Origin of the sequence: Siminovitchia jepli (assembly GCF_047228825.1) — a bacterium.
GTDB lineage: Bacteria > Bacillota > Bacilli > Bacillales > Bacillaceae_C > Siminovitchia.
Genome location: NZ_JBFEGN010000007.1, coordinates 43,708 through 59,196, shown reverse-complemented (window position 1 = coordinate 59,196; position 15,489 = coordinate 43,708). Strand labels below are relative to the sequence as shown.

Genomic DNA, 15,489 nt, shown 5'->3' with positions numbered 1-15,489 from the left:
GGAGCTAGACAACTAAGGGCTTTGTTCAAAATGTTAAACCCTAAAAAAACTTATACTTTCTTTAAAAGTTAAGAAAAACGTTAGCGCGTCTTTCTTGGGAAGTCAGAGGTCAGAAGCCCGATTGGTCTAAATTTGCGAAAGAGCAAATTTTATACTTTTCACTTTTAAAAAAAGCATCGGGAGATTTTTCCCGGTGCTTTTTATGGCCTATTCTTTTACAAGAGACAGCACAATATCTTTTACATCAAGGACATTGTCCAAAATATAGTCAGCGTCATGTTCTTCAAACTCCGGCCGCGCATCCTGCCCCGACAGCCCTGTCAAAACAGCCGCAAATAAACAGCCCATTTTCCTTGCCGCCAGCAAATCAGCGAGTGAATCGCCGACAATCAACGTGTCTTTTGCGTTTTCGATTGGAAGTTTTTCAGCAAGACATTCTTCCGTGGTTTTTGTTTTTCCGGAGAGAGCCAAAATATACGTAAATGGATGCGGCTTGGAAAGAGCCCGTGTACTGTTTTCCCGTTCGGCCTTCAACACGTCATCCGCCGTAACGATATGATTTACATCAAAATGCTTTAACCACTCCAAAGCTTTAAATGGTTCTATGGTTTCCAGTTCCGGCCGCCCGGTTCCAATCCCGATCCTTATGCCATGTTCGTTTAATGTTTCAAACAGCGCGGCAATATCCTCTTTCGGAGCAAGCACCTTCTCATCAGACATAAAGCCGGTTTTTCCGGTTTGTACAGAAGGCCTGCCGGTCGATTGAAAGATAAACTTGTCCCCCACATACCACTCTTGGGAAGCATGCTCACACGTGGACCATAACTCGTCCGCTTTCCCAAACATATTCGTTTCCACATCGAACTTTTCTTTCGCCAATGCATCCAAGTGCTTTAATAACCCCAATTTGGAAGGTTCGGCCGCTTGGAAATCATCAAGAAATTTGGGATAGTCAAGCTTAACTTTTTTTCCTTTTAGAGCATTTCCAATTTCTAGTAAAACCTGACGATTGATCTCATTTGTGAACCATCCTTTTATTCGATCCTCCAATTCATCCTTTACCTGTTCCAACAGATGAATCAACTGATAAGCGGCTGCCAAATATATCATGTCCCAGTTTGCATTGATTCCGCACCCTTTCATAAATTTCAAGACGCGGTCATGTACAAATACCTCGTTGCGAATCTGACCTATTTCCTGGTCAGTCAGCTTTGTTTTAAATGATTCTGGAGCAAGGCCCAAGTATTTGCTGCTGTTCAGCACTTCCCACACCGTGAGGGCAGACATGTCAAAATACCGCTCTTCGCTCAATAAAACGCCATCCACATCGAATAAAACCGTCTTTACCATAGTATCTCCTTTTCTCGGCTGCTTTTTTCCTTTAGTGTAGCATAGGCTGCAAATAATTTCTTCAGGAACTTTCCTATTTATCTACATATGTATATTTACGTTCCTTTTTCCCATCATAAAAGATAAAGGAGTTGAACACAATGCCGAGAAAAACTGAAAATGTCGGATCCCAAACAACTGCACATATTGACGGAACATCCGAAAACATCATTAATGATCCCGGATTGCAAAACCCGACAATGGGCGTCATCACTCACGATGAAGACCCGCCCAATCCAATGCATCTGGCCAATACGAAAAATAAAGACATGAAAGAATTCGAACAATACATGCGCGGTGATTCACTTGATAAATAACAGGAATGCCTGATCAGGCATCCTGTTTTTTGTTGGGCAAAAATTTTAACGCAAAAGCGCTGTTTTTCCCACGAATAAGCCGGTCAAGCTTTCTTGGTTGACGGAAGTATATGTACGGCGTTACTATAAAGATTCGGGCTTTTGTGCCCGCGTGGTTCGAAACCATCCCACGTTATCAAAACTAAGGAGAGATGTTTATGAAGTTAAGAACGTTGGCCGTTAACGGCATCTTGGCGGCACTGTACATTGCCGTTTCCTTTTTTATCCAGCCTTTTGGATTTACGAACATCCAATTTCGTGTGTCCGAAATGTTTAACCACCTCGTTGTTTTCAATAAAAAATATATTTTTGGAATTGTGATCGGCGTCTTTTTAACGAACCTGCTGTTTTCGCCACTTGGCGTTTATGATCTTGTTTTCGGAGTGGGCCAATCGTTGATCGCCCTGCTCATTACGATTTTCTCCGGAAGGTTGATTAAAAATATTTGGGCACGGATGTTTTTTAATACAGTTGTCTTTACTTTTACCATGTTTATCATTGCCCTCGAGTTGAAACTTGTCCTTGGCTTTCCGTTCCTGATCACTTGGTTCACGGTGGCAGTGGGCGAATTTGTTGTCATGCTGGCCGGAATGCCTATCGTCTTTTACTTGAACAAGCGGGTCGGCTTTGACAAGCTTTTATCATAAAACCGGGATTTCCTAAGCAGGATTTCCCGGATTTTTTATAGATTCACTTCGGTTCCAACTCCGGATGCTTTGGCCTTTTTAAAAACAGCGGCCGCGACAACAAGATCAAAGTAAGCGATGCCGACTGATTTAAAGAAGGTAATTTCATCCTCCGACTCTCTACCGGCAATCAAACCCGATACGAGTTCGCCAAGCTCCCCATGCAGCATCGAGAAGTCCCACGCTCCCCTCTTTTCGGGAATGATAAAATCTCCCGCTTCCTCCTTAACCCCATGAATTGTATCGACAACAATCTTGCTGCATTTTTGCAATGTAATTTCGTCCACTTCCTGCATATGCGGAAGGTAAGAACCGACACCATTAATATGTGTTCCGGGGCGCAGCATTTCACCCGAAAAAACAGGCGTTTCCGAACGGGTGCTGCAAATGACAATATCCGCTTCCCTCACAGAGAAATCTGCCTCATTCACAATTTGAACAGCTCCACTGTACGTTGGCGCCAGGCCGGAAATGCGTCCGGCAAATTGCTCAGCCCGCTCTTTCGTCCGATTAAAAAGCAAAATCTTTTGGATCGGGCGGATTTCCAATACAGCTTGCAGCTGCTCTTCTGCCATTCTCCCGCAGCCGATGACCGCCACAGAATCTGCATCTTCTTTTGCAAGCTTCTTCGTGGCAGCCCCGCTTGCGGCGCCGGTCCGGAGCCTTGTCAAATAGGATGCATCCATGCAGGCCAAGTGGTCTCCGTTTTCCGTATCACTCAGCAAGATGACGCCTTGTGTCGTTTTCTTGCCAACGGCTGGATTATCAGGAAAAATGGTTACAACTTTTACGGCGGAAATGCCGATCGGTTCAATGGCACTGGGCATAAATAAAGCGGAAGCCCGCTTTTTCGGGTAGTTGATTACCGTTCGTTCGGGATTTTCCACCAGGCCCTGTACATTTAATTGCAGCGCCTGTTCGATGTCGGCAATCGCTTCTTTCATTGAGTAAATGGATCGGACTTCTTCTTCAGTCAAAATAAGCAACGATTTACTCCCCTCTCTTTTCTGAAACCTCTCCCCATTGAAATGGGGAGGTTCCGTAACCCTAAAGCGTAAAAAAAGAATCACCGAATGGGCGATCTCCTAAATAAACAGATTATCCGGCTTTTTCATCCAATTCTTCATCCTTCCTGTCACGGACCGCCGCAATGGCAATCAGTGAAATGACGGAAGTAAAAATGATATATAAGGCAACGGGAACATACGAATTGTTGTATGCACGAAGCAGTGCTGTAGCAACAAGCGGTGCGGTTCCTCCTGCGACAGCGGCCCCAATTTGGTAACCCAGGGATATGCCTGTATATCTCACGTTTGATCTGAAAATTTCCGAAAACATTGTACCGAGAACGGCCGTGATCGGCGCCCAAATAATGCCTAACCCCAAAACGGTAGCCAAAATGAGCAGCACCTTGGAATTTTGATGCAGCAGCCAAAAGTACGGAAATGCATATAAAATCATTAACACGGTACCGCCAACATAAAGCGGTTTCCGGCCCACTTTATCTGAAAGCCTTCCCATAACAGGGATCAGCAGTGTCGTGATAACAGTCGCGATGGTAACCGCATTCAATGTAACCGTTCTTGAAAAGCCGAGATTGGCTGTTGCATATGAAACGATGAATGTTGAGAAAATATAGAATGGTGCGGTTTCCACCACTTTTCCCCCGATCGCGATCAACACTTCTTTCCAATGGGTGCGCATCGTTTCCACAAAAGGCACTCTCGCAATTTCGCCTTTCTCCTGGGCTGCCTTAAAAGACGGCGTTTCATCAATTCCTTTACGTATCCATAAACCGAAAACAACCAATAGGGCGCTTAAAATAAAAGGAACTCTCCATCCCCACGTCATAAAAGCATTTTCCGGAAGCAGCGACATCAGTGAAAGTGCCAATGTTCCGAGCAGCATGCCGATCGTAACGCCCATTTGCGGAATACTGCCAAAAAATCCGCGTTTTTCTTTCGGTGCGTACTCAACAGCAAGCAAAAGGGCGCCTCCCCATTCGCCCCCAAGGCCCAAACCTTGAATGAGGCGAAGCAGGATAAGCAAAACCGGAGCCATTGTGCCAATAGAATAATAGGTCGGCAACAATCCCATCAATACCGTCGCTCCCCCCATAAGGGACAACGTTAATACGAGCGTTTTTTTGCGGCCAATCCGATCTCCAATATGGCTGAAAATAATTCCGCCAATCGGGCGGATAAAGAAAGCCAAAGCGAATGATGCATATGCCAGCAATAAACCAACTGTGGGATCATCCGCATGGAAAAACAAATCGTTGAATACGAGAGCAGCAACCGTTCCATACAAGAAGTAATCAAACCACTCGATGGAACTTCCTATCAGACTGGCAATGAGCACCCGTATCGTTGGTTTTTGTTCCAATCAGACCGCCTCCCTTTTCAGCTATTCATTTGTCAATCCCCATTATTTTAAAAGATAATCTTGGATTGCCTGCTGAAGTGTCCCTTTCAAAATGGCTTTGTTTCCAATAGAGACTCCCAGATCAATCATTTTCTTGGCCACAACCGGATGCAGGCCGGTCATGACGGCTTTGCATCCCATCATTTCAATCCCGTCAATCAATTTTAAAAATTTATCGATTACATCCGCTTCCATGTCGCCGACTCCGAACAAGTCTATAATCAACGTTTGAATGCGTTTGTTCGCGATTTCCATCAGCACTTTTTCAACGATGGAGGCAGAACGCCTGCTGTCGATGCTTCCGATTAAAGGAAGGACGCTGATGGCGGCATCAATTGGGATAATTGGAACGGATAAGTGATCCATGATTTTCCTCTGTGATTCAATCAGCTCATCCTTAAATTTGGAATAGGAGATAAAGAAGCGATTGAGGAACTGGTCAATTCTTTGGTTGATCTCTTTTTCCTGTGCATAAAATTGGTCAATATGTACTTCTTTACCCTTCAAATAATCATATTCATGAAGAAAAGCCCAAAGTGTCCGGCGAATCGCCTGCACCCACTCAAGTTTAAAAGACAAGGTAAGAGAAAATCGTTCCCAGGCCTCCCCTTCCTGGTTTGCAAAGGCAACAAGCTCTTGTCCTCTGCCCTCCACAACGTATAAAACAAGTTTGTGGGCATTTTCCATCAGATTAATATTTCCGATTTGGCGAATTTCGTCAATTTTATCACGAACGTTGACTGCTTCCTCCAAAAGCCGCTTTTCAAATTGATCTCTATTTTCCTTCAAAAATGCTTTAATGTCTTGATCCTCGTGATAAGTCAATACCATGGAGCACTCCCTCTTTCATTCTATTTGGAAGAGTGATTGATGATCATGTTTCATTATTTGTTCATATTTTAGCAGATTCATAACTTTTTTTAAAATAATATGGGTAACGGAGCCTATTTGTTGTATTGGCAAAATCAGTTTGTTTCCTCTATGGTAATAAGGTAGTCAATTTGCAAACGGGGTGATGAAAGATTGATTGAAAATTCGTTTATGCATGTAAAGTGGGCAGTTAATAAGCGAATCCAGCCCAAAAATGCCTTAAAGGATTTGGGTCATTTTTCTTATGAAAAGATCAACAACGTTTTGCCGTTTCAAAAATCCCATAAAAACTATTCGAACACTCCCCTTGTTTCGTTGCATCATCTGGCCAATGAATGGAATGTGGAGGCCGTTCAAGTAAAAGATGAATCACAACGCTTTGGCTTAAACGCCTTTAAAGTGATGGGCGGCATTTATGCCATCGGACAATACTTGGCAAAGAGGCTGGATAAACCGGTTGAAGAACTTTCCTTTGAAAAATTGACCTCTCCGGAGATAAAGGAAAGGCTGGGAAACATCACGTTTATTACGGCGACAGACGGCAATCACGGGCGCGGTGTTGCCTGGGCAGCCCGTGAACTTGGGCAGCAGTCCGTTGTGTATATGCCGAAGGGATCCTCCAAGGCCCGATTAGCAGCGATCCGCAAGGAAGGAGCCCATGCCGGCATAACGAATGTAAACTATGATGAAACGGTGAAATTATGCGCCAGATTGGCGGAAGAAAATGGCTGGGTCCTTATCCAGGACACGGCATGGGAAGGATACGAAGACATTCCTCTTTGGATTATGCAAGGATATGCTGCGATTGCCCTTGAGATCATTGAGGAAATAGAAACGAATGATGTACAACCGCCGACACACATCTTTCTCCAGGCAGGGGTCGGATCGTTTGCTGCCGGCATTGCCGCTTATTTCGCCCAATATTACGGAGCGGATCATCCAACCATCATTATCGTGGAACCGGATCAGGCCGATTGCTTTTACCGCTCTTTTTTAACAGGGAAAATGAAAACCGTTACAGGTAATTTGGATACGATCATGGCAGGGCTTGCCTGCGGTGTTCCGAATGAAAGGGCGTATCGTATTCTAATCAACACAGCGTACGCTGCCTTTTCGTGCAACGATGCCATTGCTGCCCTGGGTATGAGGGTATTGGGAAACCCGGTTGGGGATGATCGAAAAATAATCTCAGGGGAATCCGGCGCTGTAACACTGGGGCTGTTGCATTACCTTTTTATGGCTTATCCCCGCTTTGCGCAAGAACATTTGCAGCTGGATAAGAAATCAAGGATCCTTTTAATCAACACTGAAGGGGATACGGATAAACAGCGCTACCGTGATATTGTGTGGAAAGGGGCGCATTCTATACGCTTTTGAAAACAGGCCCCATTTTTGTACATTTACATCCTGCGTGCTAAAATAGTTTATCAAAGATTGTAGCTTTTGGTCGAATGATTGCAAAAAAATACGTTTACACGGACGGAAAATTCACCCGGACCAGCTTGCTGCAAGATGATACATATGAAAAAATGGGGTGAAAAAATGAACTTTAATCTCCAACCGCTTGGCGACAACGCACTCGTGATCCATTTAGGTGATGAGATAAATCTTCAGACGCAAAGTCTGGTTCAAAGTGTCTGCCAAATTTTTGAACGGCAGCATGAAGATTGGCTTATTGAGTATGTCCCGGCTTATACAACCGTGACACTCTTTTACGACCTTCAGAAAGCTGCCAAGCTATCCAAAAAAAACGAATCGCCTTATAAAACCGTTTGCCGAAGAATAGAGAAATTGCTCTCTTCTTATGCCGCAAACAAAAAGGCAGAGCAAAGGGTGATCGAGATTCCCGTCTGTTACGGGGGCGAGTTCGGGCCTGACTTGCCATATGTCGCCGAACGTAACGGACTCACCCCCGAAGAAGTCATCGATATTCATTCAAATGGGGATTATACAGTTTATATGATCGGGTTTGCACCCGGCTTCCCATTCGTTGGCGGCATGCCGGAAAAAATTGCTACGCCGAGAAGGGAAACGCCAAGGCTGAAAATTCCCCCAAGAACCGTCGGGATTGCTGGCAAGCAAACAGGGATTTATCCGATTGAAACGCCCGGCGGCTGGCAGCTTATCGGCAGGACACCGCTGGAACTGTTCCATCCCCGGCAGGATCCTCCAACACTGCTGCAGGCAGGCGACAAAATCAGATTCAAACCGATCAGCTTAAAAGAGTACAGGGAGTGGGAGGGGCAGAACCAATGATCAAAGTATTGCGTCCCGGGCTCATGACAACCGTCCAGGATTTGGGAAGGACCGGCTATCAAAAATACGGCGTTATAACGAGCGGGGCAATGGATTCTTTGGCACACCGAATCGCCAATCTGCTTGTTGGAAACAATGAAACTGAAGCTGCCCTTGAAATCACGTTGATCGGGCCTGCCATCCAATTCGAAGAAGATGCATTAATCGCCATTACCGGCGGTGACCTCTCCCCTGCTGTGGACGGAAAACAAGTAAGGTCATGGCGGCCTGTTTTTGTCAAAAAAGGTACCCGGCTCGATTTTAAGTATGCCGTAAAAGGATGCCGGGCCTATTTGGCTGTCGCCGGGGGGATCGATGTTCCGATAGTGATGGGGAGCAAATCCACTTACCTCCGGGCTGCAGTTGGCGGCTACAAAGGACGTGCCCTGCAGGCAGGTGACTCCCTTTTATTCGGTCCTTGTTCCACAATTTCCAAAAAGATTATGGAGCATCTGTCTGGTCAATGCCAAAACAAGCCGTTTGCTGAAAGCAGTTGGGCTGCTGCCGAAGGCCTTTACCCGTCCCTTGAGAACCATAAACCGATTCGAACGATGAAAGGACCTCAATTTTATTGGTTTCAAACAGCGAGTCAAGCAGATTTATTTGAAAAACCCTTTTCCGTTACAACCGAATCGGACCGGATGGGTTACCGGTTAAAAGGACCATCCCTTCACCTGAAAGAAACAAAGGAAATGGTATCGGAGGCCATCAATACTGGCTCAATCCAAGTGCCTCCAGACGGAAATCCGATCATTCTTTTGGCGGATCGCCAATCGGTCGGCGGGTATCCGAAAATCGGCCAGATCGCTTCAGCAGACTTGCCGCTTATCGCCCAAACGAAGCCTGGGGAAACCATTTCTTTTGAGGAAATTTCCTTGGAAGAGGCCCAAGAATTATCTTTGGAAATGGAGACTTCCATCGAACAATTGAAACAGGGGATACATTTAAAAATCACTCAGGAGGAATCATAATGTATATTGTCGATTTAAACTGTGATATGGGAGAAAGCTTTGGAGCCTATACGATTGGAAATGACGATGAAATCTTGAATTATATTACATCTGCCAATATTGCCTGCGGTTTTCACGCCGGAGACCCATCCATTATGAAAAAAACCGTAAAAAATGCTTTGGAAAAAAATGTGGCCATCGGTGCCCATCCCGGTTTGCCTGACCTGTTGGGATTCGGCCGGAGAGAAATGAGCATTTCACCGGAAGAAGCATACGACATCGTGGTTTATCAGATTGGAGCGCTGCATGCCTTTGTTTCTTCGGAAGGCGGAAAACTACAGCACGTAAAGCCGCACGGCGCCTTATTTAATATGGCCGCCAAAAATGCCGCCCTATCAGAGGGAATCGCCGAAGCCGTATACAAAGTGGATCCGGAACTGATTCTTTTTGGCCTTTCCGGATCAGAGCTCGTAAAAGCCGGCGAAAAAATCGGGCTGAAAACGGCAAATGAAGTGTTCTCGGACCGGACATACCAAGAGGACGGAACGCTCACTTCAAGACGGGAAGCCAATGCGCTTATCACCGATCACGAGCAAGCAGTCAACCAGGTGGTCCGGATGGTAAAAGAAGGAAAAGTAGCCACCCTCCAAGGGAAGGATATCCCGATCAAAGCCGAAACTGTCTGCATCCACGGAGACGGGAAAACCGCCCTTGAATTTGCGAAATACATTCCGGATGCATTAAAGAAAGAAGGCATTACTGTTTCCGCTATTGAAAACTTTAAAAATCAATAATGGTTGGAGGAATAGTTAGTGGCCAGGAAAGGAAATGCCAGCATCTTGCTTGGAGCCGCTTTCCTGATGGCAACATCGGCCATCGGACCGGGCTTCTTGACACAAACAACTGTATTTACCGAAAAGTTAATGGCAAGCTTCGGCTTCGTCATACTGATATCGATCATCATAGATATCGGTGCCCAAATGAACATATGGCGCATTATTGCCGTTTCGGAAAAACGCGCCCAGGATATTGCGAATGACGTTTTGCCCGGATTGGGCTATTTTCTTGCCGCCCTGATTGTCGCAGGTGGACTGGCCTTTAATATCGGCAACATTGCCGGAGCGGGTCTTGGAACGAACGTTTTGTTTGGCTTTAATACCAAAATTGGGGCGCTTTTAAGCGGCATTATTGCCGTCGGCATATTTCTTGTCCGCGAAGCCGGCAAGGCAATGGACCGTTTTGCCCAACTCATGGGCTTTGTTATGATCGCGCTAACGGTTTATGTCATGTTCACCGCACAGCCGCCGGTTGGAGAAGCGGCCATTAAGACATTTGTACCGGACCAAATCGACATGCTGGCCATTATTACGCTTGTGGGCGGCACGGTTGGGGGCTATATAACGTTTGCAGGCGGGCACCGTTTGATTGACGCCGGTTTAAAAGGAAAAGAGGCACTCCCCGAGGTGACAAAAAGCTCAGTCAGCGCCATCGGGATTGCCTCCATTATGCGCATATTCCTTTTCCTGGCTGCATTGGGGGTCGTTGCCCAAGGATTGGCACTTGATCCCGGCAATCCGGCGGCATCTGTCTTCCGACTGGCGGCCGGCGATGTCGGATACAAAATATTCGGGGTTGTCATGTGGGCTGCAGCTGTTACTTCCGTTGTCGGCTGTGCCTATACATCCGTTTCTTTTATCCGCACATTTCACCCGGCTCTGGAAAAGTATCACAAATGGATTATCATCGGTTTTATCACTGTTTCAACACTTGTCTTCATTTTTGTCGGACAGCCGGTTAAAATATTGGTATTGGTCGGGTCCTTAAATGCGCTCATCCTCCCCATTGCCCTCGGGGTCATGCTTGTTGCAGCACATCGGGCAAAAATTGTCGGGGATTATAAACATCCCCTATGGTTGACCATTTTTGGCATCATAATCGTCATTGCCATGTCCTGCATGGGTGTATACTCCCTTGCAAACGGAATACCGCAGCTCTTTAAATAAGGAGGAACCAATATGTGCTCAATGGAACTCAGGAAACCATCGGACATCAGACACCTCATCCGCAATAATGAATGGACGAAACCGACATCAGGATTGGCTCACGGCTTTGTACAAGCAAATTTGGCCATACTTCCAAAAGAAATGGCTTTTGAGTTCCTCTTGTTTTGCCAACGGAATCCGAAGCCTTGCCCGTTAATCGATGTGACAGAGCCCGGCTCTTTCGTTCCCGAATTGTCGGCTCCAGATGCTGACATCAGAACCGATTTTCCCAAATACAGGGTATACCGCAACGGTGAATTGACAGAGGAACGGACAGATATTGTTGCTCTTTGGCATGAGGATATGGTCGCTTTTCTTCTTGGCTGCAGCTTCACCTTTGAAGAAGCGCTGCTGGACAACGGCGTGCCAATCCGCCATATTGAAGAAGATTGCAATGTTCCCATGTATAAAACGAATATTCCCTGTAAAAAAGCAGGACGTTTTGAAGGCCCGACTGTCGTAAGCATGCGGCCGATGCCTGCCAAAGACGCCATTCGGGCTGTGCAGGTAACGAGCCGCTTTCCGGACGTCCACGGAGCCCCCATTCATGTAGGGAATCCTGGACAAATCGGCATACGAGATATTAATCAACCCGACTTTGGCGACAGTGTAACGATCAAGGAAGGTGAAATTCCCGTATTTTGGGCTTGCGGTGTCACCCCGCAGGCCGTAGCCATGCAGGTAAAACCGGAAATCATGATCACACACGCCCCTGGGCACATGTTTATTACCGATTTAAAAAATGATCACTTAAGCATCATGTAATATAAAAGCACCGCCAATTGCTGAATGGTTTTACACTTGGCGGTGCTTTTCGTTTTCGGGCTGCTTTTATCATCATCATTGAACGGGATCGATGGGATCTTTCCCGGTCAGGACGGCAACCAGGTTCTTGGCCGCCCGCATTGCCATGGCATCAGTTGTTTTTTGGGTGGCAGACCCAATATGCGGTGTCGTCACAACATTTGCCATTTGGAGCAATGGATTGTCTTTTTCAACAGGTTCTTGATCAAAAACATCCAGTGCGGCCCCATGAATTTCCTTATTTTGCAAGGCACGGATCAAAGCCTGCTCATCAACTGTTTGGCCCCGGGAAACATTGATAAAAATCGCTGTCTTTTTCATTAGCCTAAATTCTTTTTCCCCCATTAAATGATGGGTTTCCGGCGTAAGCGGTGTCATTAATAGCACGAAATCGGATTCCTTTAACAATTTTTCAAAATCACTGTATGTAACACCGATCTCTTTTTCTGCCTCGGGCTTTTGATGCCGGTTATAATAAAGGACATCCATATGAAAGCCGAATTTTGCCCTTCTTGCAATCGCTTCGCCAATTCTGCCCATTCCAATGATGCCGAGGGTCGCATGGTGCACATCCATGCCCATAAACGGATCATCCCCCATTGTCGGTCCCCATTTTCCCTCTTTGACAAAACGGTCCAACTCGGCAATGCGGCGCGCTGAAGCAAGAATCAGGCCAAAAGCCAGGTCGGCAACAGTTTCATTCAAAACGTGCGGTGTATTCGTCCCGATCACATTCCTTTTTTTCATGGCTTCCAAATCAAAGTTGTTATAGCCTACTGAAACATTGCTTACAACTTTCAGGTTGGGCGCATGGTTGAGAAGATTTTCGGTAATTCTTCTTCCGGTCGTCATCAGCCCGTCGATATCGGTCAGTTCTTGCAGAAGGGTATCTCGCGGAATCGGTTCCTTTCCTTCCCATTTGCGGATTTCGCAATGCTCGGAAATATAATCTTCCACTTCTTTTGCAACGGGAAGCGTGATATATACTTTTGGTTTACTCATGGCTCTTTCCTCCCTGTTTCATCATTGCTCTCAAACTCATTTTAACATTCACGACCTGAAAATAAAGAAGAAAGCAGAAGTTCCTTATTTTTAAAAAGAAATTCATAAAAAAGAAGCTTCCATCATAAAAAGCTCCTGAGAAAAAATTTCGGCACCCGCATTGTTTCAAGGCAATGCCTTTTGCCCCGCTTGCTTTTTTATAATACCACGGTCTCCTTTGCGAATGGCTATTGTCGGGAGTGCGCCATAGACAATGAAAGATGTTATTATAATCGAAGAAATTGTTTTATCATTTGTATAACAGCTCACTTTTTTACATCAATGCAAAAAATTGTTAGTCAATCGTTTCAAATATTTCTTATTCCCCTTTATTCCCCATTCCAAGAAAATAAGGCAGGGCGCTACAGAAAAATAAGGCGACCCTCCGTCGGGAAGATCGCCTTTCACTATTCGATTATGCTCCGTTTTTTTGTTTGTCCTTCTCTTATTTCCCTTTGCTTTTGCCCCGAACATGGCTGACTCCCGGTTTTTGCTTCAATACAGGCTGGTATGGGGATCGTATAAGAGCTGTCATTTACTCATATAATGTGGGGAGTTTACGGATTCCCATGTTTCGGGTCCTTCAAGGAGGGGAGTTTATGTTCAAATTTTTTTCTTTCATTAACAAACAGCAAGAAAAAGAGGACAAAATAAACTCTCTGATTTTGGCAAAATTGGACCGGATGATTGAACTACTTGAACAACAACAACTGCAAAAGCAGCCACAGGAGCAGCCTCAACAGCCCAAAGAGGAATCCGGCGGCAAAACGATTCACTTTGACCATGTCCAAATCGATCATCTTGAAAACATCATTTTTCGTTTAGACAATATTGAGATTGATGAGTTAAGCGGGAAGTTGCTGATCGGTACGAATATTAGCGGATCCGAGGAATTTGCCGCATCACTTGGTCAAAAGATGGATAAAAAAACGTCAAGCCAGAAACGAAGGCAGGGGATTCGGAGGAAATGCCGGCGTTAATTCAAACTTCTACAGGCTACAGGTTTCACAACAATGGCTGACTATTCTTTTTTAACGTTAGCCACTTTGATATCTTGATCATTTATAATCCCATCGACTACATCTTGGTCATAATTAATATTGACATTATATTTCGTCTGATTTTCGTTTCCGAATATATTCCCAAGCGAATGATTCGACTTTTCATTGGCGTCCATGCCGGTTATATGTCCTTCTCCCATTGTAACAAGCGAATTTTGCTGCATGGTGTTCACATTGATATGATCGAAATTAAGGTTTGATGTGTTTTCATTCCCCGGGTGTTCAATCGAAAGATTTATATCCCGGTCATCAATGGGGGTATCAATGAAATCCGGGTCTTCCAGGATGAATACATTTTGGCAAAGCAGATTCGACCTTCCTCCGACACTTCCAATGACATTATTGGCTTTTCCATGAGCATTCCAGCCAATGGCTTTGTTTTGTTCCCCGATAAAAATGCCGGATTGCCTGTTCATGGATTGAACATGAATATTTCCGTCAAATTTAAATTCAAAAAAATGGGCCATTTTTTTTCACCACGCTTCTGACCGGCAGTTTTTCGTTACTTTCTACACGATATGTTTTTCCCAGGAATAAAGTGAAAGCCGCACGGATATACAAACGTTTTGTGGCAACTCCCCCGCAAATTGAATAGCCTAATGGAAAAAGGAGTTGCAGGCCTTGAAGCTTACATTGGGAGATATTAGCATTACGACTATCGGTACATCCGGCGGGGTGTTCCTTGGCAAAAAAAACACACATCAACAGTTTCGGAGCGAAAGAGTCCATAATGAGGTGGTTGGAGCGTTATCCGGAAACGAAAATAAGGTTCGGCAAAGCTTGTGGAGTAAAACCGAAACAAAGGAAGGATGAATGATCTGTGGGATCTCCTGTTTTATCCCCAACCTTTCATATCGGCACGATCAGTATTGGGAGTATTGAAGCGGCATCTTGCTTTAGTATTGGCAATAACTTTATAGAGGACTTTCAAAGCAGCAAAAAACATAACCAGGGATTGGGCAATATTCACGGGAATCGAAACAATTTTTCCAGAATGAGTGCTTCTCTGACTCATTCCGGGGAAGATTTAACTGAAAAAGAGGAAAATTCGCCGGATTCCCCGGCAGACCCTTGAATGAAAGGGTTTTTTCTTTTGGCCAGGGAGCATTTAAGGGCAAGTCCCCTGAAAACTAATTCACCACTTGGCTCAGCTTGAAGGGGAGACTTCTTTCAGGGAAATGGGAAGGAACTTGCTCTGCGGAAATGATGGTTATGGCCCTGCCGCGGACCTTTCCGATCCAAAAATGAAAAAAACATCCCAAACAATGGCGATAACCACTGCAAGGAATGGCGATAGAATTTTAGCGTTTTCTTGCCTACAAGTTTCCGCCTAAATTTGGTTTTAAGTCCTGATCAAAGATGACCCCGTCAACGCCATCCATAGGATCTAAATTATTGGCTACATTTGCCATTAAATTATTAAAGAAACCAAATGTACCCCCAAATGCCAAATTGTATTTTCTGTTGGCATCCATCCCGGTGATAATCCCTTCCCCGACAGTAACGGCCGAGTTTTGTTGTGGAGAATTTACATTCATTAACCCTAAATTAATAATGGAAGGCAACACTTT

General features: G+C 45.1%; 18 protein-coding genes. 11 read left to right on the top strand and 7 right to left on the bottom strand.

What is annotated here, in order from left to right; all coding sequences use genetic code 11:
- Positions 1–207 precede the first annotated feature (207 nt).
- A complete protein-coding gene (locus AB1L08_RS05440; protein ID WP_413063647.1) occupies positions 208–1,350 on the bottom strand; it encodes an HAD family hydrolase in 1,143 nt (380 codons plus the stop codon).
- Positions 1,351–1,490: 140 nt separating this feature from the next.
- Here AB1L08_RS05440 and AB1L08_RS05435 point away from each other — a divergent pair, with 140 nt between their 5' ends.
- The gene (locus tag AB1L08_RS05435) at positions 1,491–1,706 is read left to right on the top strand and encodes a hypothetical protein (RefSeq protein ID WP_413063646.1); all 216 of its coding nucleotides are present in this window, start codon (positions 1,491–1,493) and stop codon (positions 1,704–1,706) included.
- Between the two features lie 197 nt (positions 1,707–1,903).
- Complete coding sequence (locus AB1L08_RS05430) at positions 1,904–2,392, top strand: QueT transporter family protein (protein ID WP_413063645.1); 489 nt, start codon at positions 1,904–1,906, stop codon at positions 2,390–2,392.
- Between the two features lie 35 nt (positions 2,393–2,427).
- Here AB1L08_RS05430 and AB1L08_RS05425 read toward each other — a convergent pair whose 3' ends face one another.
- The 3 genes from AB1L08_RS05425 to AB1L08_RS05415 all read right to left on the bottom strand — a co-directional run bounded on the left by AB1L08_RS05425 (position 2,428) and on the right by AB1L08_RS05415 (position 5,686).
- Positions 2,428–3,417 (bottom strand): ornithine cyclodeaminase family protein, encoded by a 990-nt coding sequence (locus tag AB1L08_RS05425; protein ID WP_413063644.1) that lies wholly within the window; start codon positions 3,415–3,417, stop codon positions 2,428–2,430.
- Positions 3,418–3,529: 112 nt separating this feature from the next.
- Positions 3,530–4,816 (bottom strand): MFS transporter, encoded by a 1,287-nt coding sequence (locus AB1L08_RS05420; RefSeq protein WP_413063643.1) that lies wholly within the window; start codon positions 4,814–4,816, stop codon positions 3,530–3,532.
- A 42-nt stretch (positions 4,817–4,858) separates the two neighbouring features.
- Complete coding sequence (locus AB1L08_RS05415) at positions 4,859–5,686, bottom strand: STAS domain-containing protein (protein WP_413063642.1); 828 nt, start codon at positions 5,684–5,686, stop codon at positions 4,859–4,861.
- 192 nt (positions 5,687–5,878) lie between these two features.
- Between AB1L08_RS05415 and dpaL the strand changes: the two genes are divergently transcribed.
- The 6 genes from dpaL to AB1L08_RS05385 all read left to right on the top strand — a co-directional run bounded on the left by dpaL (position 5,879) and on the right by AB1L08_RS05385 (position 11,777).
- Entirely contained in the window at positions 5,879–7,102 is a 1,224-nt protein-coding gene (gene dpaL, locus AB1L08_RS05410; protein WP_413063641.1) for a diaminopropionate ammonia-lyase, read from the top strand.
- Positions 7,103–7,267: 165 nt separating this feature from the next.
- Positions 7,268–7,981 (top strand): 5-oxoprolinase subunit PxpB, encoded by a 714-nt coding sequence (gene pxpB / locus AB1L08_RS05405; RefSeq protein WP_413063640.1) that lies wholly within the window; start codon positions 7,268–7,270, stop codon positions 7,979–7,981.
- Positions 7,978–8,991: a 5-oxoprolinase subunit C family protein gene (locus AB1L08_RS05400; protein ID WP_413063639.1), complete on the top strand. Its 1,014-nt coding sequence runs from the start codon at positions 7,978–7,980 to the stop codon at positions 8,989–8,991. Before pxpB ends, AB1L08_RS05400 begins: the two co-directional genes overlap by 4 nt.
- Entirely contained in the window at positions 8,991–9,764 is a 774-nt protein-coding gene (locus tag AB1L08_RS05395; protein ID WP_413063638.1) for a LamB/YcsF family protein, read from the top strand. The genes AB1L08_RS05400 and AB1L08_RS05395 overlap by 1 nt, the downstream gene beginning before the upstream one ends.
- 66 nt (positions 9,765–9,830) lie before the next feature.
- Positions 9,831–10,973 carry an NRAMP family divalent metal transporter gene (locus tag AB1L08_RS05390; RefSeq protein ID WP_413063677.1) on the top strand — a complete coding sequence of 381 codons (1,143 nt, stop codon included), beginning with the start codon at positions 9,831–9,833 and terminating at the stop codon, positions 10,971–10,973.
- A gap of 12 nt (positions 10,974–10,985) precedes the next feature.
- On the top strand, positions 10,986–11,777 hold the full coding sequence (locus AB1L08_RS05385) for a putative hydro-lyase (protein WP_413063637.1): 792 nt from the start codon (positions 10,986–10,988) through the stop codon (positions 11,775–11,777).
- Between the two features lie 75 nt (positions 11,778–11,852).
- Here AB1L08_RS05385 and AB1L08_RS05380 read toward each other — a convergent pair whose 3' ends face one another.
- Positions 11,853–12,818, bottom strand: a complete 966-nt coding sequence (locus AB1L08_RS05380; RefSeq protein WP_413063636.1) for a 2-hydroxyacid dehydrogenase — start codon at positions 12,816–12,818, stop codon at positions 11,853–11,855.
- A 638-nt stretch (positions 12,819–13,456) separates the two neighbouring features.
- Here AB1L08_RS05380 and AB1L08_RS05375 point away from each other — a divergent pair.
- Positions 13,457–13,837, top strand: a complete 381-nt coding sequence (locus AB1L08_RS05375) for a hypothetical protein (RefSeq protein ID WP_413063635.1) — start codon at positions 13,457–13,459, stop codon at positions 13,835–13,837.
- A 41-nt stretch (positions 13,838–13,878) separates the two neighbouring features.
- On the opposite strand, the gene AB1L08_RS05370 is transcribed toward AB1L08_RS05375, so the two are convergent.
- Positions 13,879–14,385, bottom strand: a complete 507-nt coding sequence (locus tag AB1L08_RS05370; protein ID WP_413063634.1) for a hypothetical protein — start codon at positions 14,383–14,385, stop codon at positions 13,879–13,881.
- A gap of 154 nt (positions 14,386–14,539) precedes the next feature.
- Here AB1L08_RS05370 and AB1L08_RS05365 point away from each other — a divergent pair, with 154 nt between their 5' ends.
- Positions 14,540–14,731, top strand: coding sequence for a hypothetical protein (locus AB1L08_RS05365; protein WP_413063633.1), 192 nt, complete (start codon positions 14,540–14,542; stop codon positions 14,729–14,731).
- 7 nt (positions 14,732–14,738) lie between these two features.
- Complete coding sequence (locus AB1L08_RS05360; RefSeq protein WP_413063632.1) at positions 14,739–14,993, top strand: hypothetical protein; 255 nt, start codon at positions 14,739–14,741, stop codon at positions 14,991–14,993.
- A gap of 241 nt (positions 14,994–15,234) precedes the next feature.
- On the opposite strand, the gene AB1L08_RS05355 is transcribed toward AB1L08_RS05360, so the two are convergent.
- Positions 15,235–15,483: a hypothetical protein gene (locus AB1L08_RS05355; RefSeq protein ID WP_413063631.1), complete on the bottom strand. Its 249-nt coding sequence runs from the start codon at positions 15,481–15,483 to the stop codon at positions 15,235–15,237.
- Between the last annotated feature and the right edge of the window lie 6 nt (positions 15,484–15,489).